The sequence below is a fragment of the Tenacibaculum adriaticum genome, from assembly GCF_008124875.1.
Taxonomy (GTDB): domain Bacteria; phylum Bacteroidota; class Bacteroidia; order Flavobacteriales; family Flavobacteriaceae; genus Polaribacter; species Polaribacter adriaticus.
Map to the genome: position 1 here is coordinate 444,934 of NZ_VNIA01000003.1, position 22,963 is coordinate 467,896.

26 protein-coding genes are annotated in these 22,963 nt (G+C 30.5%); 12 read left to right on the forward strand and 14 right to left on the reverse strand.

Annotation, left to right across the window (positions count from 1 at the left end):
- The first annotated feature begins 4 nt into the window (after positions 1-4).
- Genes C7447_RS11025 through C7447_RS11045 form a run of 5 tightly spaced genes read left to right on the forward strand, consistent with a single transcriptional unit; the run spans position 5 to position 3,901 of the window.
- The gene (locus C7447_RS11025) at positions 5-1,033 is read left to right on the forward strand and encodes a DHH family phosphoesterase (RefSeq protein ID WP_148870562.1); all 1,029 of its coding nucleotides are present in this window, start codon (positions 5-7) and stop codon (positions 1,031-1,033) included.
- Entirely contained in the window at positions 1,023-1,565 is a 543-nt protein-coding gene (gene gldI / locus C7447_RS11030; RefSeq protein ID WP_148870563.1) for a gliding motility-associated peptidyl-prolyl isomerase GldI, read from the forward strand. Before C7447_RS11025 ends, gldI begins: the two co-directional genes overlap by 11 nt.
- Entirely contained in the window at positions 1,552-2,274 is a 723-nt protein-coding gene (locus C7447_RS11035; protein WP_148870564.1) for an FKBP-type peptidyl-prolyl cis-trans isomerase, read from the forward strand. Before gldI ends, C7447_RS11035 begins: the two co-directional genes overlap by 14 nt.
- A 6-nt stretch (positions 2,275-2,280) precedes the next feature.
- On the forward strand, positions 2,281-3,324 hold the full coding sequence (locus tag C7447_RS11040; RefSeq protein ID WP_148870667.1) for a peptidylprolyl isomerase: 1,044 nt from the start codon (positions 2,281-2,283) through the stop codon (positions 3,322-3,324).
- Positions 3,314-3,901, forward strand: a complete 588-nt coding sequence (locus C7447_RS11045; protein ID WP_246143062.1) for a phosphatase PAP2 family protein — start codon at positions 3,314-3,316, stop codon at positions 3,899-3,901. Before C7447_RS11040 ends, C7447_RS11045 begins: the two co-directional genes overlap by 11 nt.
- Positions 3,902-3,929: 28 nt before the next feature.
- Here the strand turns inward: C7447_RS11045 and C7447_RS11050 are convergent, their stop codons facing one another.
- From C7447_RS11050 to rlmH, 10 genes are all read right to left on the reverse strand, one after another.
- Positions 3,930-5,621, reverse strand: a complete 1,692-nt coding sequence (locus C7447_RS11050) for an ArnT family glycosyltransferase (RefSeq protein WP_148870565.1) — start codon at positions 5,619-5,621, stop codon at positions 3,930-3,932.
- A 207-nt stretch (positions 5,622-5,828) separates the two neighbouring features.
- Positions 5,829-6,746, reverse strand: coding sequence for a tetratricopeptide repeat protein (locus C7447_RS11055; RefSeq protein ID WP_148870566.1), 918 nt, complete (start codon positions 6,744-6,746; stop codon positions 5,829-5,831).
- Complete coding sequence (locus C7447_RS11060) at positions 6,727-7,212, reverse strand: hypothetical protein (protein WP_148870567.1); 486 nt, start codon at positions 7,210-7,212, stop codon at positions 6,727-6,729. The genes C7447_RS11055 and C7447_RS11060 overlap by 20 nt, the downstream gene beginning before the upstream one ends.
- A gap of 214 nt (positions 7,213-7,426) precedes the next feature.
- On the reverse strand, positions 7,427-9,673 hold the full coding sequence (locus C7447_RS11065; RefSeq protein WP_148870568.1) for a DEAD/DEAH box helicase: 2,247 nt from the start codon (positions 9,671-9,673) through the stop codon (positions 7,427-7,429).
- The gene (locus tag C7447_RS11070; RefSeq protein WP_148870569.1) at positions 9,670-10,608 is read right to left on the reverse strand and encodes a HamA C-terminal domain-containing protein; all 939 of its coding nucleotides are present in this window, start codon (positions 10,606-10,608) and stop codon (positions 9,670-9,672) included. The genes C7447_RS11065 and C7447_RS11070 overlap by 4 nt, the downstream gene beginning before the upstream one ends.
- 303 nt (positions 10,609-10,911) lie before the next feature.
- Complete coding sequence (locus C7447_RS11075; RefSeq protein WP_148870570.1) at positions 10,912-11,955, reverse strand: M28 family metallopeptidase; 1,044 nt, start codon at positions 11,953-11,955, stop codon at positions 10,912-10,914.
- 57 nt (positions 11,956-12,012) lie between these two features.
- Positions 12,013-12,813 (reverse strand): ABC transporter ATP-binding protein, encoded by an 801-nt coding sequence (locus C7447_RS11080; protein WP_148870571.1) that lies wholly within the window; start codon positions 12,811-12,813, stop codon positions 12,013-12,015.
- Position 12,814: 1 nt separating this feature from the next.
- Positions 12,815-13,846 carry a FecCD family ABC transporter permease gene (locus C7447_RS11085; protein WP_148870572.1) on the reverse strand — a complete coding sequence of 344 codons (1,032 nt, stop codon included), beginning with the start codon at positions 13,844-13,846 and terminating at the stop codon, positions 12,815-12,817.
- Complete coding sequence (locus C7447_RS11090; RefSeq protein ID WP_148870573.1) at positions 13,847-14,425, reverse strand: non-canonical purine NTP diphosphatase; 579 nt, start codon at positions 14,423-14,425, stop codon at positions 13,847-13,849.
- Between the two features lie 55 nt (positions 14,426-14,480).
- Positions 14,481-14,954 carry a 23S rRNA (pseudouridine(1915)-N(3))-methyltransferase RlmH gene (gene rlmH, locus C7447_RS11095; RefSeq protein WP_148870574.1) on the reverse strand — a complete coding sequence of 158 codons (474 nt, stop codon included), beginning with the start codon at positions 14,952-14,954 and terminating at the stop codon, positions 14,481-14,483.
- Positions 14,955-15,112: 158 nt separating this feature from the next.
- On the opposite strand from rlmH, the gene nadC reads away from it, so the two are divergent.
- The 7 genes from nadC to C7447_RS11130 all read left to right on the forward strand — a co-directional run bounded on the left by nadC (position 15,113) and on the right by C7447_RS11130 (position 20,349).
- Positions 15,113-15,973, forward strand: coding sequence for a carboxylating nicotinate-nucleotide diphosphorylase (gene nadC / locus C7447_RS11100; RefSeq protein WP_148870575.1), 861 nt, complete (start codon positions 15,113-15,115; stop codon positions 15,971-15,973).
- Complete coding sequence (locus C7447_RS11105) at positions 15,973-16,545, forward strand: pentapeptide repeat-containing protein (protein ID WP_148870576.1); 573 nt, start codon at positions 15,973-15,975, stop codon at positions 16,543-16,545. The genes nadC and C7447_RS11105 overlap by 1 nt, the downstream gene beginning before the upstream one ends.
- A 64-nt stretch (positions 16,546-16,609) precedes the next feature.
- Complete coding sequence (locus tag C7447_RS11110) at positions 16,610-17,536, forward strand: YihY/virulence factor BrkB family protein (protein ID WP_148870577.1); 927 nt, start codon at positions 16,610-16,612, stop codon at positions 17,534-17,536.
- Between the two features lie 144 nt (positions 17,537-17,680).
- A complete protein-coding gene (gene hisS / locus C7447_RS11115; protein WP_148870578.1) occupies positions 17,681-19,048 on the forward strand; it encodes a histidine--tRNA ligase in 1,368 nt (455 codons plus the stop codon).
- A 37-nt stretch (positions 19,049-19,085) separates the two neighbouring features.
- On the forward strand, positions 19,086-19,775 hold the full coding sequence (gene folE / locus C7447_RS11120) for a GTP cyclohydrolase I FolE (RefSeq protein ID WP_246143063.1): 690 nt from the start codon (positions 19,086-19,088) through the stop codon (positions 19,773-19,775).
- Positions 19,776-19,883: 108 nt separating this feature from the next.
- Positions 19,884-20,075 (forward strand): cold-shock protein, encoded by a 192-nt coding sequence (locus tag C7447_RS11125; protein ID WP_148870579.1) that lies wholly within the window; start codon positions 19,884-19,886, stop codon positions 20,073-20,075.
- A gap of 76 nt (positions 20,076-20,151) precedes the next feature.
- Positions 20,152-20,349, forward strand: a complete 198-nt coding sequence (locus C7447_RS11130) for a YwbE family protein (protein WP_148870580.1) — start codon at positions 20,152-20,154, stop codon at positions 20,347-20,349.
- A 9-nt stretch (positions 20,350-20,358) separates the two neighbouring features.
- On the opposite strand, the gene C7447_RS11135 is transcribed toward C7447_RS11130, so the two are convergent.
- The 4 genes from C7447_RS11135 to C7447_RS11150 are packed head-to-tail and all read right to left on the reverse strand — an operon-like array spanning position 20,359 to position 22,938.
- On the reverse strand, positions 20,359-20,568 hold the full coding sequence (locus tag C7447_RS11135) for a hypothetical protein (RefSeq protein ID WP_148870581.1): 210 nt from the start codon (positions 20,566-20,568) through the stop codon (positions 20,359-20,361).
- A complete protein-coding gene (locus C7447_RS11140) occupies positions 20,568-21,515 on the reverse strand; it encodes a lytic transglycosylase domain-containing protein (protein ID WP_148870582.1) in 948 nt (315 codons plus the stop codon). The genes C7447_RS11135 and C7447_RS11140 overlap by 1 nt, the downstream gene beginning before the upstream one ends.
- Before the next feature lie 17 nt (positions 21,516-21,532).
- Positions 21,533-22,204: an alpha/beta hydrolase family protein gene (locus tag C7447_RS11145; protein WP_148870583.1), complete on the reverse strand. Its 672-nt coding sequence runs from the start codon at positions 22,202-22,204 to the stop codon at positions 21,533-21,535.
- 2 nt (positions 22,205-22,206) lie between these two features.
- The gene (locus tag C7447_RS11150) at positions 22,207-22,938 is read right to left on the reverse strand and encodes a DUF6438 domain-containing protein (protein ID WP_148870584.1); all 732 of its coding nucleotides are present in this window, start codon (positions 22,936-22,938) and stop codon (positions 22,207-22,209) included.
- Positions 22,939-22,963: the final 25 nt, after the last annotated feature.

Sequence of the window (22,963 nt, forward strand, 5' to 3'; positions counted from 1 at the left end):
ACTTATGATTTTAAAAAACATTGAAGACTTAAAGGTTTATTTAAATGTACCAAGAAATATTGTAGTGATTGGGCATAGAAATCCCGATGGAGATGCAATAGGTTCTACTTTAGGTTTAAAACATTATTTAGATAAAAAAGGGCATACTACGCAAGTGTTAATGCCTAACGAATACCCAGATTTTTTACATTGGGTTCCAGGTTCGGAAACTGTATACCGATTTGATCGTCAGAATAATCAATGTATAAAAGCATTAGAGAAGTCAGAAATTATCTTTTTACTAGATTTTAATGCATTGCATAGAGTAGGAGGAGATATGCAAAATACCTTAGAAAAATATGAGAATGATTTTGCGTTGATAGATCATCATCAACAACCAGATGATTTTAAATATATGTATTCAGACACCACAATGTCTTCAACCTGTGAAATGGTCTATAATTTTATAAAAATGATGGGAGATGTTGATCTAATTGATGAAAACATTGCAACCTGTTTGTATGTAGGAATTATGACAGATACAGGTTCGTTCCGCTTTAGATCTACAACCAGTAAAACCCACAAAATCATTGCCGATTTAATAGATAAAGGAGCAAAAAATGATAGAATTCATAGTAATATATATGATGCAAACTCGTATAACCGATTGTTGTTATTAGGACAAGCATTAAGTAATATGAAAGTGCTGCCTGAGTATAAAACAGCTTTTATAACTTTGTCTAACGAAGAGAAAGAGAAGTTTAATTACGAAAAAGGAGATACAGAAGGTGTTGTAAATTATGCACTTTCACTTAAAAATATTGTTTTTGCTGCTATTTTTATTGAAGATAAAGAGCAAGGTATTATTAAAATATCGTTCCGATCTAAAGGTAAATTCTCTGTAAATCAATTTGCACGTAATTATTTTCACGGAGGAGGTCATGATAATGCTGCTGGAGGAAAATCAGAAGAGACGATGGAAAATACTATTCAAAAGTTTGTATCGTTATTATCTAATTATCAACAAGAATTAGAGACCTCGTATGAAGCGTAGTATATATATATTAACAGGATTAGTATTGTTGTTTTCTTGCAAAGAACCCAAAGTAAGAAAACCTAAGCAACATTCTACAACCAATTTTTATAAAGAGGTTTTAGACCAAAATAAAAAACTAAACGAGTTAGAAAACAAACGAATTGAGTATTTAATTTCTCAAGATACTCTTCATCAGTATAAAAGTTCTTCTAACGGATTTTGGTATACCTTTATCCAAAAAGATACTATAAATCATGTTGTGCCAAAAGAGAATGATTTGGTAACCATTCAATACACCATTCAAGATGTAAATGGAAACCCTATTTACGCAAAACAAGAAAGAACTTATAAAGTAGATAAAGAAGATTTTATCCCTGGTTTACAAGACGGAATAAAATTAATGAAAGAAGGAGAAACAGTTACTTTTATCGTTCCGTCGTATAGAGCTTATGGTGTAGTAGGAGATGGTAATAAAATCGGAATCAATCAACCCTTAAAAAGTACTTTAACATTAATAAAAATAAAACAAAAAACAAATGAAAATAAGTAAATTAATAGCTGTAGCGGCTTTAGGATTAACAGTAGTATCATGTAACAGTCAATTAAAAACAAAAAGCTCTTTAGCTACAGAAATAGATTCTGTAAGCTATGCTTTAGGTTTAAACATGGCAGAACAAATGAAGGTAAATGCAGAAGAAGTAGATGCTGATTTATTTGTACAAGGTTATTTAAATGGTCAAGACTCTTCAAACTTATTAATTCCATCAAAAGATGTTAAGAAAGTATTAGATACTTACTTCCAAAAAAAGCGTCAAGAAATGATGAAGAAGAAGCAAGAGGAAATGGCAAAGCAAGCTGAGGAAAAATTTGGAGAGAATAAAAAAGCAGGAGAAGATTTCTTAGCTGAAAATAAAATAAAACCAGGAGTTCAAACAACGGAAAGTGGTTTGCAATACATTGTTTTAAAAGAAGGTAAAGGAGCATCGCCAAAAGCGACTGATAAAGTTAAAGTTCATTACCACGGTACACTATTAGACGGTACCGTTTTTGATAGTTCTGTAGATAGAAAAGAACCAGCAGAATTTGGAGTATCTCAAGTTATTAAAGGTTGGACAGAAGGGTTACAGTTAATGAATCCAGGAGCAAAATATAAATTTTTTATACCTCAAGATTTAGCATATGGAGCTCAACAAAGAGGAGCACAAATCAAGCCTTTTTCTGCTTTAGTTTTTGAAGTAGAATTATTAGAAGTGAAATAAAGTATGATGAAATCAATTAAATTATTAATTGTTTTTACACTTGTATTGTCTGCATGCAAAACATTAAAATATCCTGATTTAGGAAATGGTTTGTATGCAGATATACAAACCAATCGTGGAGACATTTTAGTTAAACTACACGATGTTGAGGTTCCTATGACGGTAGCAAATTTTGTTTCTTTAGCTGAGGGAGACAATCCGAAGTTAGCTGATTCATTGCAAGGTAAACCTTTCTACGACGGTACAAAATTTCACCGTGTAATTAAAAATTTTATGATTCAAGGGGGTGATCCTACAGGAACTGGAAGAGGAAATGCAGGTTACCAATTTGATGATGAATTCCCTTTAAATAATGAAGGTAAATTGATATATAAACATGATGGAGCAGGAGTATTGTCGATGGCGAATTCTGGACCATCAACAAATTCTAGCCAGTTTTTTATTACACATAAAGAAACACCATGGTTAGATGGTAAACACTCAGTTTTTGGTAAAGTTCATCTAGGCCAATCGGTTGTTGATAGCATCAGACAAAATGATTATATCAAAAAAGTAGCTATAATTAGAATTGGTGATGAAGCAGAAAACTTTGATGCTCCTAGTGTTTTCTTAAAGGAAATAGCGAACAGTAAAGAGCGCAAAATTGAGCGTGAAAAAAAGCTGGAAATAGCAAAAGAGTTGTTTAAACAGAAAATGGGAATTGATAATGCTATCAAAACAAATTCGGGTTTAAAAATTCTTCAACTACAAAAAGGAGAAGGCAAAAAAGTTAATCCAGCTTTACCAACTACTGTACACTATACATTGTACGACACAAATGGTAATAAGATAAACTCTTCTATAGATAAAGGAGAGCCTTTTACGTTTACCTTAAATAAAGATCCTCTAATAGCAGGGTGGAAAGAAGGAGCAAAAATGATGAGAGAAGGGGAGAAATCAAGACTATTTATTCCTAGTTATTTGGGATATGGAAGTATTGGAAGACCACCATTAATAGAGCCAAATACAGAATTAATTTTTGAAATAGAAGTAATAAAAGTTGGAAAATAGTTTTTTAGAAAATATTATATCAAAAGATAAAGAAGTACTTATTTATCTTAACAACCTAGGAAGTGAACATTGGGATGCAATGTGGTTAGGTATCACTAATCAATTTAATTGGGTTCCGTTATTTGTCGTTGTTTTAGTGTTGATTGGGTTAAAATTTGGAGTAAAAAAAACCTTATTTATAATGTTATTTATAACTGTTTTAGTTGCTTTTTCAGATCAGTTTACTAATTTAGTTAAAGGTCTTGTAGCAAGACCACGTCCTTGTAATGCACCTGAAATTAGAGCGTATTTAAGACAGCTTTCTTATAAGCCTAGGGGGTATAGCTTTTGGTCTGGGCATGCTTTTTCATCTACCGCCTTTACTACGTTTACTATTTTATTTCTGCATAGGTATTACAAGTTTATTTTTTTTATGATTTTATTTCCGTTAGTATTTGGTTTTAGTAGAATCTACTTAGGAGTACATTATCCGTTAGATGTTTTTTCTGGTTATTTATTTGGAGTTTTGACAGGATTTTTATTTTATAAAATATTCAAATTTTTTCACCAGAAAATATTCAAAGAAAAGCTAGCTTAGAAAAAAGAGGGACAGTTTTTAAGATTTATTATTCGTTCTTAAAATTGCAGTTTACGATTGAACTCATTCTTACAGGCTTTGTTTCCTTATTCGCTTTTCCAATAATTTGAATAAATTCAGGGGTAAATTTATTTTCAAAATTAGGTAACAAAAAGTTAATAGAACCATTAAATAATTCTGCTTTAATAGCTTCTGCTTTTCTAGGGTTATCATTTTTATCAGCAGTCTTCAGAGTTATTTTATTTTTATCTTTCAAAATAATATAAAAGTCTACTGTGTTCAAATCTATGTGATTAGGGTTTTGAACCACTACTTTAAAATGATTAAGTTGATTTTTCTTGATTATTGGAGTCTCAACAATTTCTAATAAAATATTCTCTTTTTTATAATTTTTTATTTTTGATAAAAAAAGTTTGCCTTTGTTTCTTTTAATCAGTGAGTCTGTGGTGTATCTTTCTTTTGAATATTCAATTTTAATCATTTCGTCAAAAGCAAAACCATTATTGTAATCTAGCAAATCATACTGATTTTTTCGACTACTCCAAGAATTGTATTGGTATGATTTTTTACCTGAATAAAACCAATAGATTGATGTGTTTTGATAAGAATTTAAAAATAAAGGTTTTTTACCATCTAATTTTTTATCTAGTTTGGCAACCCATTTTTTATTTCCATGCATATCAAACTGACGAGGAAGCATCCCATCATTAGCCATTGCAAAGCGTAAAAAAGTAGTTATAACTAAGGTAACACCCGCTAACCATAAAAATGATTTTCTACTTCTAGGATTTTCTATAAGATAATTAAAAGGAATTATAATTAAGGAAATAGAAATAGGAACTACCCATTGAGCTTGTGTGCTTCCTTTAAAGGAGGATATAAAGAAAAAAATAATAAATCCCATTACAATAAAATTCAATGCTCTTTGAAAATAATCTTTGGTTTTAAGGTTTTTAAATAACGCTTTATAAACGATAGGAAATGTAAATCCTATTATAGCAATCATGTTTATAAAATGCATATAGGTATAACGAAAATGATAAATAGAGTTTTCTTTTCTTTCCAATAAATGATATTTAAACGATGGATAATCGTTAGCGTATTGCCAATACAAGTGTGGAGAAAAAAGTAGAATGGCAACCAGCGTAGTTATCCATAATTTGTAATCTTTTAATAATTTTAAATTAGATAAAATTACAAAGATTATGATTAACGCAGCTTGGTATTTACTATACATCATGCCAGCCATTGATAGGGCTAAAACACTATAGCTTAATAATGATTTATCTTTCAAGTATTTTTGATATCCTATTAAAAAAATTGCCATAAAAAACAACAAAGGAGCATCGGGTACAGTAATAAAACCATATACATTAAACAAAGAAGTAGTTAATACAATAAGGATAAACAACCACGTGTATTCTTTTTTCTTTGGATGTTGAATTAAGAACCAAACTAAATAAAATGTAACAGATAATGTTATTGCAGAAAAAAAACGAACGCTTAATTCTCCACTAGAAAAGAATAGTTTTGAAATGGTTATCCAAACAGCAACCATAGGAGGATGATCAAAATAGCCCCAATCTAAAAAGTTACTATACACCCAATAATAAGCTTCATCGGCTATAAGATCTGTGGTATACCCTTGTATTATATTTACCACAAATAAAATAATAAGAAAAATTATAAGTAGTTTGTTTGCGTTTTGTATGATTTTCATTCTCGCAAAGCTAAAAAATAACTAGCAATAAAAAGATGTTTATTTGTTTTAAGACTTAACTTCTCGGTTACGATACGTTTCGTAAAATGTTCATCTTACTTTTCTGTCTTAGCGTAAAGTTGTTGAATAAGAGAGAAGTACAGCTTATAAAATCTACTGTAATAGATTACAAGTAGTATTGTAGGTAGTTGGTTTTATTTTTTTAGTTCAGTTATTTGCTGTTTTGCAAAAAACTTTAGCTTGTTCATTGCCAAATTCAACAGTCTTTTCGTAATATTCAATAGCTTTTTTCTTGTCACCTTTTAATTTGTAACCTTGAGCAATATTTGAAAGAACTATACAATCTTTTGGGTTTAATTTTTCAGCTTTTAATAAATATTCAATTGCCTTGTCATATTTACCTGATAGTAAATATGTGATCGAAATATTAGATAAACTTGGAATGTGTTTTGGATAATATTTTAAAATTTCACTAGCAATTTCTCTCATATTCTCAAGTAAGTCATCATTTCTAGTATTATATAATTGTAATTGATAATCTTGGATGTCAAGTAGAAAGTTATCATCTACTACGTCTCTTTTTTTATTATTTGTCCAAGTCCAATTATTTTTATTCACTGAGGAATATTTAATTGTTTTAATTATTTCAGAAGTAAAATTATCCCAATCTTTTACTTGTCCTAAAGCATATATTTTTCCAAATCTCATATCAAGTCTATTCGGAAAAAGCTCAATTCCTTTGTCAATTTTTTCAAAACTTTTTTTTAATTCTGTTTGGTCATAGTAGATTTGACTTCCTAAAAAACCTGCTGTTTGGTTTAAACTATCTTTTAAAACAAGACTTTCACCATAAGGTTTGTCTGTAGACAATGAAACAATTTCTTGTCTTGATTTCATAAAATGATAATTAAAGTAGCTAGTGAAAAGTTCAGCATCTTTTGGGTTAACTGATTCCCATTTGGTTAAAACTTTCAATTGGTTAATTGTATCATTAGTATGATAGTAATTTTTAAATTCAGATTGATAGTCTTGACTAAGCCCTATTTGGGATATTAAAATTATAATTAATAATGTTCCTATTATTTTTATACGGTGTTGTAACACGTTACTTTCGGCTTTTTTCATTAATGTTTTTTAAAATCCAATTAATTTCTTTTAGGAAAGACTCTCGATTTTCATTTACTAATATTTTACTATCTGAATTTAGGTTTTCAGGGTTTAATATTAGTCGTTTCCAAAGCTCATATTGTGAAATTTTATTTTGCAGAAAAAAACCTATGTCCGATTTCGATTCCACATATTGTTTGTCATTCAGAACATATATTTTGTCAAAATCAAAAGCAGCAGATAGTTCAATATTCAAGAAACCAATTGCAGTTGATTCTATTCGATTGTTAGATTCAATAATTTCATAAATTCCGTCTTTATCAAGGTCTTTAATCGAATATGAATTTAAAATTGCACCTTCGTGATTCGGTGATTCAGATTTTAATTCCGAAATAGTTTTTTCAATCAGTTTCCAGTCGTTTTGTGCAGAACAACTAAAAGTCAAAATGAGAGTAATTATTAAAATTCCAATCGTGTTTTTCATAATGTGTTACAACGGTCTTGTATATGGCTCGTAGCGTGCAAATTAGAAAAATATTTTCGAATTAAGCACAAGCCAGATTTTTAAATTTCACTATTTATCTTTTTTCTTTGAAATCGTCAAATTTAAAAATTTGGAGACTTCCCAAAAATGCCTTAACTTTGATTAAGCAACTAATTAGCTATGAGCTATATACGTTGTTAGGCAACGTTTTTTATTATGTTTCTTTCAACTTATTTCTTTCATATTCAAGGAAATCTGAATTCTCATATAACCTATTTTTTCTAATCGATTTAATTACATCATCTTGTAGCATATTTTCTGGTATTAACTTCTCTAATTTACGAATTGCAGAACTTGGAATTCCAAATTCCGATAAAATAGTGAGGTTTTCTCTTAGAAATTCATTTTCAATTAGATTAGTGTAGAAACTATAATTTCCTGCTCTAATGCCTTTTTCATTACATACAAATTCTTGAATCGAATTTATTACAGATAACCATTTTGGTATTTTATACTGAAACCAGTGCTTTTGAATTTGGAAGTTCGTCATTATAACTTCTTCCATAATTTCTAATTCGAATTTATCATTATATCGTTTACCAAAAGAAAATTTATTCTTAATTACTTCATCAGTAATATTTTCTTTGTGTTGATTGTAATATTCTACACACTCAATTATGTATCCAATATCTGAATTTATTAAGCGACCAAGACTTTGATGAAGGCCATAATTAAATGTTTTATTAACTAATCTTCCAATGCCAAGAGATTTTGATTCCCCTTTTTTCATTAAGAATTTCCATCCAAGGTTTAGACAATAATTGAGTTGTGCATAATTTGGGTTTCTCGTCCAAGTTATTAGGTCATATTTGGTATTGATATCTTCTCTAATGGTTTCTATTATATTTCTTTGGCCATTAACTTGAACGCCATTTCTTTTAATTATTTCTTTTTCAACAGTTGGAATTTGTTTGATTCTTTCATATTGTTCCGAATCAAGGTTTTTAACTTCATCCTCCTCCAAGTTTATCAATACTTCATCAGAGATTGGATTTTGTTCATAAAAAGGAATATCAATAATTACTTGTTCATTAGGGGGAACAGGATTAAAATTGAAAATCGTTCCAGTATAATGTATCATTAATCTACCTGCACGTCCTTTAATGTTAGAATAGTCAAAATAATCAATGAGCGTATTAAGTCCTTTTGTTTTATCGAAAAATATTATGTTTTTAGCGCTCGTGTTTACACCTTCAATAATTGTTGTAGTGCAAAAAAGATAGTTCAATTCTCCTTTATTAAAGTAATCAATAATTGTAGATGTTATATGTTTTTGTAACGCACCATCGTGAATTCCAATTTTGTTTTGAAGCAATTTAATTAAACTCCAATCTTTTGAAATATTTTCATTTATCCATTGGATAATGTCAAAATCATTATTCTGATTATCTTGAAGTTTGTCGGTTAAATATGAGCAGAATTCGTTCGATAAATATCTTACTCTATTTGGGGATGAACAATAAATAATAGATTGATTGTTTTTGTGCTCTAGAAGCAAATCAAAAAGAATTTTTTCTTTATATTCTTTAAATTTTCGAGGCTTGTCAAACTTCTCTTTATGTTTTGAATATATATCTATCGTTTTGACATCAACAAGCGAAGATTTAGTTTTGTAAAAAACAGCATTATATTTCTCGACAAAGCCCTCTGAAATATTATCGATATTTGGACCTAATAAATAAAATTTGCTATTAAAAGTCTTTAATATATAGTGTAGTGCATTGTTTAATGAATCAGCTCTTTCATCATCTCTTTGTGAGCTAAGTTTATAAAACTCATCTATAATAATAAAATCTATATGCGGAAACTCCTTGTATTCATTAACTCTCTCGGCTGTAAATAAATAGATGTTTCCTTTTTCTGATGATGGCTCTTGTGAGGTGCGAACAATTATTTTGTATTTCTCATCGTATTTTTTCAATTTACGTCTGGTCTCATCAAGTAAAGCTAGTGTAGGTTGAATTATTATTATATTTTTGAATTTATCTGATGCTACAAATTCTTCGATTAATAGACTTTTACCAAAACTTGTAGGCGCACTAACTACAACATTTTTTTCTGAATTTAAAAGTGATAAAAGATGCTTTTGGTCTTCGTGTAGAAATTTATCCAAGTTGTCGGAATGGTGATAAACCTGACGTATGAGTGAATCTGTAGAATCTAGCTGTAAATTTTCTTTAGCCAAATATGGGTAAAACCCGACCGCTTCGATTAAGTCTGTAAGTACATTGTTTAATGCAGGTTCAAATTTTTCTTTCTCTTCAAGAATATTCACTATTATTTTTTGAGCAGAAGTTTCGTCGTCAATAATTAATCGAGAACATTCTTTATAAACCTCGAAAGTTTCCTCAAAATCAAATTTTTCTTTGTTCTGAATTTCTAAAAGTAGTTCTTCAATCATTCTCCTAATTTTTGAAGTAGAGACAACTTATTGTGTAGTCCTTTTACTAATTCCACTTTATTTTGAACAGGAAACAGAATTAAAATAATATTTAATTTTGTTTTTAAAGGATGCTTATTATTATCATCAAAATATTGTTTTAATTCATTCATTTCTGCTAAATATTCTTTTATGAAATCTTGACAATTTTCATCTGAATATTTATTGAAGAGGTCACAGTCATACGTGCACAATAGAGGTATGTTAATCGAATCAAGTTGGTCAATAAGTTTTGATGATTTACTCATTAAGTCTAACCAATATTCCTTTTCTGGAATGTTGTCAAAATGTTTGAGTTTTTTAGAAACTATTAGAAATTCTGAATTTAAATAGTCACTTTTAAAATGCTCGTCAATATCCTGAATTAACGCTTTAATTCCAGCTTTTCCATTTTTATATAATTTTGACTCTCCTAACCACAATGTTTTAGAATCTTTTTCAATATGAATCGCATCAAACCCGTGTACTGTATGACCAAAAGAATCTTTGAAATAAATTTTCGATAGTAATGGTATGGAATTATGAAAATCCCTTAAAAGTAGATGCAAAATTAGTTCTCCAAATTCTCCTCTCCTTAAATATTTATCTTCGAGGTCATCATCTATTGAGCCATCATTGTCGTAGATATCTTTTACCTTTTGAAAAGCATCTATTTTATAAATTGATTTTGCCGCTTCTGTTAACTTGCTTAGAATTTCATTATTTTCAGTTACTTCTCCATCGTGAAATCCAAAAGCGAATTCATAAATTACGTGAGATAATTTCTCAATCAATGGTTTAGAACGGTATTCAATTTCTCCGTTATCATTAATATCAAAACCGACTAAAAAAGTACTTAATTCAGCTTCATTTATTTTATGTGTTATTATTTTTTCAGAGCTAAAAGGTGTACTCATAGGCTTTTTAAATTCTATTCTTTCTCAAAGTTACTTAATTTCAGTTTATTATCATTTTTTTTACAAGTCTAAAAGAAATGAAGTTTGTTTAAATATTACTAAAATTTCCTTGTGTTGGGAAATGTTGCCTAACTGGTTATATGCTAACAAATATATTGTTTTATCGGCTTATATTCCCGGATATGAGAACATTTTGGTTATTTTACCCACTTTTTATAGCTTAAAAAGCTAATGAAATTAAAAACCCTCACCAGAGGTGAGGGTTCAATAAATTATTTTTGTTTTCGTTTCAGTACGAAACAATTATTTTTTTTCTGCTACAGGTTTATCAACCACTAAACGAGCATCTCTGTTTGCAATTTCCCAAGCAGTATAAAACACCAAACGACTTCTGTTTTCTAACAAATCGTAGTTAATTTTATCTGGTGTATCCGTTGGTTGGTGATAATCGGCATGCGTTCCGTTAAAATAGAAAATAATAGGAATGTTATGCTTTGCAAAGTTATAATGGTCTGAACGGTAGTAAAAACGGTTTGGGTCGTTCTCATCGTTGTATTTATAGTCTAAATCGATGTTCATGTACTTCTTGTTTACCGCTTCCGATAAGTTGTGCAACTCTGTACTTAATTTGTCAGCTCCAATTAAATATACATAATTAGGATTTTCTTTATGACGATCGTCTATACGACCCACCATATCAATGTTCAAATCAGTAACCGTATTTGCTAATGGGAAAATAGGGTTTTCGGTATAATATTTAGACCCTAATAATCCTTTTTCTTCTCCTGTTACGTGTAAGAATAAAATAGAACGTTTTGGTCCTTTACCGGCATCTGTAGCTTTTTTAAATGCCTCTGCAATTTCTAAAATAGCCACAGTACCAGAACCATCATCATCAGCACCATTATAAATTTTTCCATCTTTAATTCCTTCGTGATCTAAATGGGCAGAAATAACCACAATTTCATCTGGCTTTTCACTTCCTTTAATGAAAGCAACTACGTTTTCAGAATCTTTTAGCTTCATACCACGACGGTTGTTACTTAAGTACTCTGAAGGAACTTCTTGAAAATAATCATTTCCTCCTAATGGTGAAGCAATACCTTGACTTATGTAAAAATTCTTTAAATATTCTACTGCTTTTTTCTGACCAGGTTCACCTGTATTTCTTCCTTCAAATTCATCTGAAGCATACGTAAATAAGTGTTTTCCTAAATCTTTCGCAGTAATTGTTTCTGCGTATTTTTTAGCTTGATCTACATTTGCATCGTTTTCTTTAGATGCATCTTTGCTTGATCCGCAGGCGATAAAAGCCAATGCACAAGCCGAGTATAATAATTTTTTCATTAAGGGCTGTTTATTTTTAAGTATTCAAAAGTAACGAAAAGTTACACGAAGTCAAATTTAAATTTTATTGATGATAAATTGTTGCAAGTTTTTGTTAAAACTGATGAGTTCTTTAGGGAAAAGCGTAGAAAATGCATCTTGATTGATCAATTCTTCGGAAGTACCATTGTAAACTGTATCATCATCTGACAATAAAATAAATTCATCGGCTAATTGAATAGCTAAATTTACTTCATGTGTAGAAATGACGATGGTTTTTCCAGTAGTTTCCACTAAGTTTTTCAATAACGAAAACACTTTAAAAGTATGATGAATGTCTAAATGAGCTGTAGGTTCATCTAAAATAATAATTTCGGTATCTTGCGCCAATGCGCGAGCAATGAGAACACGTTGTAATTGTCCGTCACTTAATTCATAAAATCGACGATCTTTTAAATGTTCAATTTCGGTAAGTTGAATTGCCCAATGTATTTTCTCGATGTCTTTTTCAGATAATGTATCGATCCAGTTGGTATAAGGCTGTCTTCCTAGAGCGATGAGTTCAAAAACAGTTAACTGACTTACAGGTAAACGCTCTGTAAGAACCAAGCTGAGTAAAGTTGCTAATTCCTGATTCGTATAAGTAGATAATTTTTTCTTATTGATGTAAACACTACCACTTATAGGTTTTTGAACTTTGGATAAGGTTCGTAACAAAGTAGATTTACCCACACCATTTTTACCTAACAGCGCAACAAATTTTCCTTTTTCAATGGATACATTGATGTTTTTAGCAACAACTTTATCTTGCTTCTTTTGCTGATAACCTACTGAAAGGTTTTCGGTTTTTAAAACGATATGTTTTTTAAAGTTACTCAAACTATACGTAAATTTTCTTTTTTCTTACCAATAACCAAATCACAATAGGGGCGCCAAACAATGAAGTTATAGCATTAATAGGTAAGGTGAATTCGCTGGTTGGTAACTGTGCAATAAGATCACATATTAATAACACAATAGCCCCAATAATTGCGGTTGCAGGTAATAAAATCTTATGATTAGAGGTCGTAAAAACAAGTTTAGCAATATGCGGAACCGCTAAGCCAATAAAAGCAATAGGACCTGCAAAAGCAGTAATAACACCTGTTAATAAACTTGTAATTAACAAGATGATATTTCTACTTCGTTTAATGTTTATACCTAAACTCTTTGCGTAATTTTCACCTAACAAAAAGCTGTTTAAAGGTTTGATGATGAGGAAAGTTCCGATAATTCCCAGAGCATAGATAATAGAAAAAACAGATAATTCATTCCAACTTAAGTTTCCTAAGCTACCAAAACTCCAAAAGACATATTGTTTGATTTGTTCGGAACTACTAAAATACGATAAAACACTTATAACTGATGAAGTTAAAGAGCCAAACATTAATCCGATGATTAAAATAGACATGGTGTCTCTAACTCTGTTTGCAGTAATAATTACTGCGGATAAGACTAAAAAAGCTCCCAAACTCGCAGCGATTGCCAGTCCCCAATTTGAAAAACCAACAGATAAAAAAACACCACCAAATAGGCCAGAACCTAAAATTAACAAAGCAACCCCTAAACTGGCTCCCGATGAAATACCCAATACAAAAGGACCTGCAAGCGGATTTCTAAATAAGGTTTGCATTAACAAACCGCTTATCGATAATCCCGAACCTACTAGAACTGCAGTTAATGCTTTTGGCAAACGATAATTTAAAATGATGGTTTCCCAACTTTCTTTGGAGGCAATGCATCCTGATAGAATATTTAAAATTTCTTTAATAGGAATCGTTACAGAACCCAAACTGATATTTACAAACCAAAAAACAATCAGTAAGGCTGATAAAAGGATAAAGTGTTTGGTGTATGGTTTGGTTGCGTTCAATTAACGGATAGAAGTTAAAAATTCTACTAATTTATTTATCGCAAGCCCACGGTGACTAATTTTATTTTTCTCTTCGGAAGACATTTCGGCAAATGATTTATCAAAACCTTCTGGTTGAAAAATAGGATCGTAGCCAAAACCTTTTTCACCATGTTTTTCGGTCAAGATTTCTCCTTTGCAAATTCCGTCGAACAAAAACTGATTGTTATCTAAATTTAAACAAATAGACGTTCTGAATTGCGCTTTTCTATTAGGTTTGTTTTCTAGCTCGCTCAATAATTTTTGCATATTGTTTTCTGCGTTTGTGGGTTCTCCTGCATAACGAGCAGAATACACTCCAGGGTCACCGTTTAAAGCATCAACCTCTAAACCTGTATCATCAGCAAAACAATTATATCCAAATTTCTCTTTAATATAATTGGCTTTAATTTGAGCATTTCCTTCTAAAGTAGCGGCTGTTTCTTCAATGTCATCAAAACAATTGATGTCTTTTAAAGAAAGTAATTCAATGGAAGAGGGAAGCATTTTTTGTACTTCTGCTAATTTATTCAAATTATTTGTTGCGAAAACGAGTTTCATTTTATCTATTATTTAAAAACAAAAGTAACCAAAATACTTAAGGCAATGCAGTTACTTATTCGTGATGATAAGGTTCGTTTTTTAAGATTGTAAATCCGCGATACAATTGTTCAATAATAAACAAGCGAATCATTTGGTGGGAAAATGTCATCTTAGATAAAGATAGTTTTCCACTTGCTTTTTTATATACTGTTTCTGAAAATCCGTAAGGTCCCCCAATAACCAATACCAGTTGTTTAAGACCTGAATTCATTTTCTTTTGAAGATATTGTGAGAATTCCATCGAGGTAAAATGCTTTCCTTTGTCATCTAACAAAATTAATTGGTCGGTGTTTTGGAGTTTAGATAAAATTAATTCTCCTTCTTTTTCTTTTTGTTGATCTTCCGACAGATTTTTTACATTTTTAATATCTGGAATAATTTCTAGTTCAAATTTTATGTAATGTTTTAAACGATTTTGATAATTATTCATTAATTGAATGAGATTTTTATCATCCGTTTTTCCAATGGCAAGTAATTTGATTTTCATTTTTATGTCAGGTCGAGCGCAGTCGAGACCTATTTATAACCTCTCGACTGCGCTCGAGGAGACAAACTCATAATTAATAAAAAACAAATTTATTGTTTTCAAATTAAACTCGATAAAATAAAATCAATCCGTATTTTTACATCAAGATTAAGAAAGTTATGATATCACAAGAACAGTTTAATAAAGAATTAGAGTTAATAATAACCAATGCCATTCGTGAAGATATTGGAGAAGGAGATCATACCTCATTATCGTGTATTCCTGCGAATGCTGAAGGTAAGGCAAAGTTATTAGTTAAAGACGAAGGAATTATTGCAGGAGTTGAATTCGCAAAAATGGTTTTTGCACACGTTGATAAAGATTTGAAAATTGAAACGTTAATGAATGATGGAGATAAGGTGAAGTACGGAGATGTTGTTTTTTATGTTTCAGGAAAATCACAATCTATTTTACAAGCCGAACGTTTGGTATTAAATGCAATGCAGCGTATGAGTGCTATTGCCACGAAAACAGGTTTTTTTGTTGATTTGTTAGAAGGAACTCAAACAAAAGTTTTAGACACACGTAAAACAACTCCAGGAATTCGAGCTATTGAAAAATGGGCAGTAAAAATAGGAGGAGGCGTAAATCACCGATTTGCATTGTACGATATGGTGATGATAAAAGACAACCACATCGATTTTGCAGGAGGAATTACTCAAGCAATTACAAAAACCAAGAATTATCTAGCTGAAAAAGGTTTAGATATTAAAATTATTGTAGAGGCGCGTGATTTAGATGAGATTAAAGAAATATTGTCTAATGAAGGGGTTTATAGAATTTTAATAGACAATTTTAATTATGAAGATACACGTAAAGCAGTAGCGTTAATAGGAGATAAATGTTTAACGGAAAGCTCGGGAGGAATCAACGAGAAAACGATTAGAAAATATGCAGAATGTGGTGTTGATTTTATTTCGTCTGGAGCCTTAACACACTCAGTGTATAATTTAGATTTAAGCTTAAAAGCAGTGGATTAATGATTGATAATTATATTGATAGCGAAGCGTTTATTAAGGTTGATTTTACCAAGACAAAAATCGAAAAAGCAGAATATGATAATTGTACTTTCGAGCATTGTAACTTCGAAGGAATTTATGCATCAAATATTCAGTTTGTAGAGTGTGAGTTTATTGATTGTAATTTTAGTAATACCATTGTAAGTAATACTGCTTTTAGAGAGGTGTCGTTTGTTGATTGTAAAATGATCGGAGTGAAGTTTAATGAATGCGATAACTTTTTATTAAGTATGAATTTTACAAACTGTCAGCTAAATTTCTCATCATTTTATCAGTTGAAAATTATACAGACTAAATTTTTGGATTGTAAACTACAAGAAGTAGATTTTACGGAAGCAGATATGTCGAAATCACTTTTTAAAGAATGTGATTTAAGTGGAAGTATTTTTGAACAATCAAATTTAGAAAAAGTAGATTTTCAAACATCTTCTGGATTTAACATCGACCCAGAAGTAAACAAGCTAAAAGGAGCAAAGTTTAGTAAAGAAAATGTAGTAGGGTTGTTACATAAATATCAAATAATTATTGAATAATTTTTTATACAATAAAAAATAACAAGCTATTTTGAGACTTTGTAGTCTTAGCAACTTTAAAAAAATGACAAAACACGTAGAAGACAACCTAGAAAAAATTCCAGTAATTAATTTATTAGTTGCTTTCGGAAAAAAAATAAAAATTCCCGGGTTAGAAGGAATGTCTTTGTACGATGTATTAGAAATGTACATAATAGGTATTGTTAAAGGAGCTCTAACTACACGTGCAAGTGGTATTGCGTTCAGTTTTTTTATGGCAATATTTCCGTTTTTATTATTCATTTTAACACTCATTCCATATATTCCTATCGATGGTTTTCAAGAGGGATTGTTCTCTTTAATTCGTGATGTTTTACCGCCCAAAACGTTTAGTGCGGTTGATAATGTAATTAATGATATTATTAATAATCAATATGGAGGATTACTATCCTTTGGTTTTTTAGCCTCTATTTTTTTAATGACCAACGGGGTGAATGCTATTTTCGGTGGGTTTGAATATTCGTATCATATTCAAGAGTATAGAAATATTATTAGAGCGTATATTATATCCTTAGGAGTTTCATTGTTAATGTCATTTTTCCTTATTATTACTGTTATAGTGGTAATTTTATACCAAATAGCTCTAGCTAAGTTTGATGAAATAGGATGGATAGATACCACAGATTTAAATCTTTTTTATTACGGAAGAGGTTTGTTCTTTTTAATTATGATTTTTACCATTGTTTCTATATTGTTTCGTTTCGGTACCAAACAAGGAAAAGAAGTAAAGTTCTTTTCTCCAGGCGCTATTTTAACGACGTTAGTTTCGTTATTTACTTTTTATCTGTTTGGTATTTATATCGTTAAGTTCTCAACATACAACCAATTATATGGTTCTATTGGTACTTTATTGATTTTAATGTTGTTTGTTTGGTTAAATGCGATTATCCTTTTGTTAGGTTTTGAATTAAATGCTTCTATTTATCGATTAAAACGCATAAATAAAGCCTAATTTTCATACCTCTTTTCTTCATATTTTTTCAGATATTTGCAAACTAATTTTGTCATTCCAGCAAAGGCAGGAATTTCAAAGAGGATTATTAAATAGTTTAATAAAACATTCTTGCTTTCGCAGGAATGATACTAAATCAAAAAAATGAAACCAAGCATCCCAAAAGGAACAAGAGATTTTTCATCAACTGAAGTAGCCAGAAGAAATTTTATTTTTAATACCATAAAACATTCTTTTGAGTTATTCGGATTTCAACCTATTGAAACGCCAACTTTTGAAAACTCTGAAACCTTAATGGGAAAATATGGAGAAGAAGGAGACCGATTAATCTTTAAGATTTTAAATTCTGGAGATTATTTAAAAAAGGTTGATGAAGAGTTGTTATCAGCAAAAAACAGTTCAAAAGTAACGTCAAAAATTTCGGAGAAAGCGTTACGTTACGATTTAACAGTGCCGTTTGCACGTTATGTGGTACAACACCAAAATGATATTACGTTTCCGTTTAAACGTTATCAAATTCAACCCGTTTGGAGAGCAGATCGTCCGCAAAAAGGGCGTTTTAGAGAGTTTTATCAATGTGATGCAGATGTCGTAGGGAGTGATTCTTTATGGCAAGAAGTAGAGTTTGTACAATTATACGATTCGGTTTTTAGTAAGTTACAGTTAAAAGGAACGACCATTAAAATTAATAATCGTAAAATTTTATCAGGAATCGCTGAGGTAATTGGCGCAAAAGACAAGTTGATAGATTTTACGGTTGCTTTAGATAAGTTAGATAAAATAGGAAAAGAAGGTGTGGTTAAAGAAATGCTAGAAAAAGGAATTTCTAACACTGCGATTGAAAAAGTACAACCCTTATTTGATTTTTCAGGATCTAATAATGATAAATTAGATTCGTTGGCAGCAATGTTAAGCACTTCGGAAGAAGGAACAAAAGGAGTAGAGGAGTTGCAATTTGTAGTCGATTCAATTTCAGCATTAGGTTTAGAGTCTGCTTCGTTAGAATTGGATGTTACATTGGCTCGTGGATTAAATTATTACACAGGAGCTATTTTTGAAGTAGCTGCACCAGAAGGCGTAAAAATGGGATCGATTGGTGGTGGAGGTCGTTACGACGATTTAACTGGTATCTTCGGATTAAAAGATGTAAGCGGTGTAGGTATTTCTTTTGGATTAGATCGTATCTATTTGGTAATGGAAGAACTTGGACTGTTTGAAGCGGTTGAGCTGCCAAAACCTAAAGTATTGTTTTTAAATTTTGAGGAAAACGAAAGTTTATCAAAAATAAAAGCAATTAGAGAATTAAGAGAAAATGGAATTAAAGCAGAATTGTATCCTGATGTTGCAATGAGTAATAAACAGGAAAAGAAGCAATTTAAATACGCAGATAAACGAGAAATTGAATTTGTTGTTACTTCTTTAGAAGAAGACCAAATGTTCAATATTAAAGATCGCAAAACCGGTGAGCAGAAAGTGCTTACAATAAACGAAATAATTACCTTTGTAAAATAAAAAGAATTTTTGTTTTATCTTTTAAACAATAATGAAAATGTTCGAGATTAATAACAATATGAAAGACGAGAGAATAGACGAAATAGGAGAGAACCACGTAGGTACATCTGCAACAACACCATTGCGTGCTGATGCTTTTGATATTTCGGACAGTGAGAAAATTGAAAAAATTCAAGAAAGCGTTAAAGATATTCTAGAAACGTTAGGAATGGATTTAACCGACGATAGTTTACAAGGTACACCAAAACGTGTAGCAAAAGCTTTTGTTAATGAAATTTTTATGGGATTAAATCCTAAGAATATGCCAAAGGCTTCTACTTTCGATAATAACTATAAATATGGTGAAATGTTAGTAGAAAAGAATATCGTTGTATATTCTACTTGCGAACATCATTTATTACCAATTGTTGGGCGTGCACATGTTGCTTATATTTCTAGTGGAAAAGTAATCGGCTTGTCTAAAATGAACCGTATTGTAGAATATTTTGCTAAAAGACCACAGGTACAAGAACGTTTAACCATGCAAGTTGTACAAGCAATGCAAGAAGCTTTAGGTACTCAAGATGTTGCTTGTGTTATTGACGCGAAGCATTTATGTGTTAATTCTAGAGGAGTTAAAGATATAGAAAGCAGCACGGTAACTGCAGAGTTTGGTGGGAAATTTAAAGAGAAAGACACCAAACGTGAGTTCTTGGATTATATAAAAATGGATACTGATTTCGATTAATGAAAAGAAAATCAATTATTTAATCGTTTATTCATTTTTTGGCATTATCTTTGCCACCAATAAAAGTGTTGCACGTAATTAAGCAAGCAACGTATTAAACAAATTATAATGAATAAAGGTACAGTTAAATTTTTCAATGAATCTAAAGGATTCGGATTCATCACTGAAGAAGGAACAAACAAAGAACATTTTGTACATGTGTCAGGATTAATTGACGAAATTCGTGAAAACGATGAAGTTGAATTCGAATTACAAGATGGTAGAAAAGGATTAAACGCGGTTAACGTAAGAGTATTATAATATATATTACGAATTAATTTTTTTAAAGCAAAGCCTATCAAATGATAGGCTTTCTTTTTTATAAAATATTATGATAATGTTAGACGGTAGAAATAGAAAAAATATTCAAATAGGTAGTGAGGTTGAGGTAGTACAAAAACATCATCAACGTTCAGGTGAATTAACTGAAGGAAAAGTAGCATCAATTTTAACAAATTCTTCCAATCACCCTCACGGAATTAAGGTTAAATTAACTACTGGTATTGTTGGAAGAGTAAAAAATGTGATAGAATAAAACGAAGCGCTATTCTTTTAATTTTTTCAATCCGTTAATTCCTCCAACAAAAAAGATACAAGCAAATAATATTTTTATCAGGATAAATAGATATTTACTTTCTGTGGTCCAAGAAAAAATAATTAGATATAACTCCTTGTCTTGAAAATATTGAAGAAATCCTTCAACAAGAATATACAAACCGAATAGAATATATAAATAAGGGAATAGTTTTTTCATTAATGAATAGGTATTTTAATAGTATACTTTTTACCGCTACGATTATTTAGTCTGGTTTCTCGTAACCATGGATTTTCGATTTTCAATTCTTTATAAGTAATTCCGTTTTCTTTGGCAAAATCGGCTAAATCTGGAATAGGCTTAGTTACTTCTATATCATAAGTTTGTATCGTTTGGTATAAATCTTCTTGACCATATATAAAACCATATTTTTTTGGATGTGTCATGATTTCTTTTAAAGCCAGAATTCTAAAAACGTATCTACCAGTTTCATCATTTAACAACAAGTCATAGTAATTGTCTACTTTTTGTTCTTTTAACCGTCTTAAAATTCTCCCTCTTCCAGCATTATAAGCAGCGGCAGCTAGTGTCCAAGATCCAAATTTTTCTTTAGCGCTTTTTAAGTATTCCGCAGCTACTCGAGTAGATTTTTCTAAGTTGTAACGCTCATCAACATTTCTGTTAACTTCTAACCCATATTCACGACCTGTAGAAGGTAAGAAATGCCAGTATCCAGCTGCTCCTGCACTCGAAGGTATGTTAATTAAAGCACTCTCAGCAACACATAAGTACTTAAAGTCATCTGGTAAACCATATTCAACTAATAAAGGTTCTATAATTGGAAAAAACTTATTGGCTCTTTTAATTAATAACAATCCGTTAGATTGCCAATACGTATTCACCAAAAGCTCTCTATCCATTCTTTCTTTAATATCTGCTTTTTCCAACGGTACACGTTCTCCTGCTAATTCCAAGTACTCAGGAATCTTTAAGGCTTTAACTTCATATAACTTACTTACATTTTTTGCTGGTACTGTTGCTAGCGTATCAGTTGGTGTTGTTCTTATAGTATGAGCTCTAGTTTGTGTACTTTGAGCTGCATTCATTAAAAATAATGCCAATGCAACAAAAGCAATAATCGATATAAGACGAGTAATCTTTTTCATTTTAATATGTTTTATGATTAAAGCTGATTAAGTACTAGGCATTCCTTTTCGATAATTTTAGAAATGGTTTTAGCTTTGTTTAAAATCATTACATGAGTTCCTTTATCAACTTCAATCGCGTTTTTAATATGTTTAATAGGAAATATTTCATCTTTATTTCCATGAATGTGCAGTACATAATCTAGCGCTGTTTTTTGTTGCCAGTTTAATACATTATGAATTGCCCATTCTAAATAATCTGCATTTCTTACAGATAAGTACTTTTTGTACAGTTCTGCGCGTTTTTTAAGAAAATCCCCTAAAAAATAAGATTCGTAATCTTCAATATTTTGTGCAATTTTAGAGGGGAATAACTTATATGCTTTTGTTTTTTGCGCAATTTTTAATCTGTTAGGTAATTCTTTTCTGCTTTTAATACTCGATATAATAATTACCTTTTTAAAATTAATGAGTTTACTCATTTCTTGCACCATAACACCACCAAATGATACGCCAATTAAAATTGGGTTTTCATGTTTAATTTTGTCACACATTCGTTGTGCATAACTTTCAATAGATTCATGTATTGAAAGTGGTATGTTCCACTCTAAAAAGTGGAGTTCGAATGCTTCTTTTGATAATGAAATACGCTCAAATATTTTCGTGTTTGCGGCTAAACCAGGAACGAAATATACGTGAGTTTTTTCCATTTTTAATCAAAGAATTTCTTGTCTATTAAAAGACCTTGCAGGTATTCGTGTACATCGATTAATTCCGCAGGAACTTCATCACTCCATAAACGAATTTGAACTTGTTTTCCTTTATGAGTAATAAATGTACTAGGCAAGTCCATTATTTTAGGATTGTCATAGACCTCTTTATAGCTAGAAAAATCGTTTTTATTTAATTTTTCCTTTAAAGCTGAAAATTCTTTATCTGTTAATTTAAATTCTCTAGTACCTTCTTCGACTACATATTTTTTTCCGTTGTAGGTTACATTTCCTTCTTTGTCAACTGAAACGTCATAAACTGGGCAATCTCCAAAACATTCAGTCTTACGAAAGCTTAAAAAAGTACTTTCTTCTCTTTTGATGACGTCTTGAGTTTTCATGATGCCGTTTAACTCAACAGATTTAAACTCGCCAGATTCTTGTAATCTTTTTAGCCAAAAATCACGTTTATCAGCAGGTACTTTAATCAAAGCTATTTTAGTAGTTTCACTATCAAATAGCATTTTATCCCAAGTTAATCCGCTATTGGTAATTAATGCTTTTGCATTAGCTACATTTTTCGGATTTTTCAAAACTACTATTAACTCATCTTCAACTGCTAAAGGAGCTTCCACATTTTCTTCTGTTCGAGTTTCCTCTTTTGGAGTTGATGTTTTTTTAGGAGACCCACAACTAAGCGCTAATAAAATTATAGATAAGTATACGTATTTCATTGAAATTTGTTTTTTAGGGATTGTA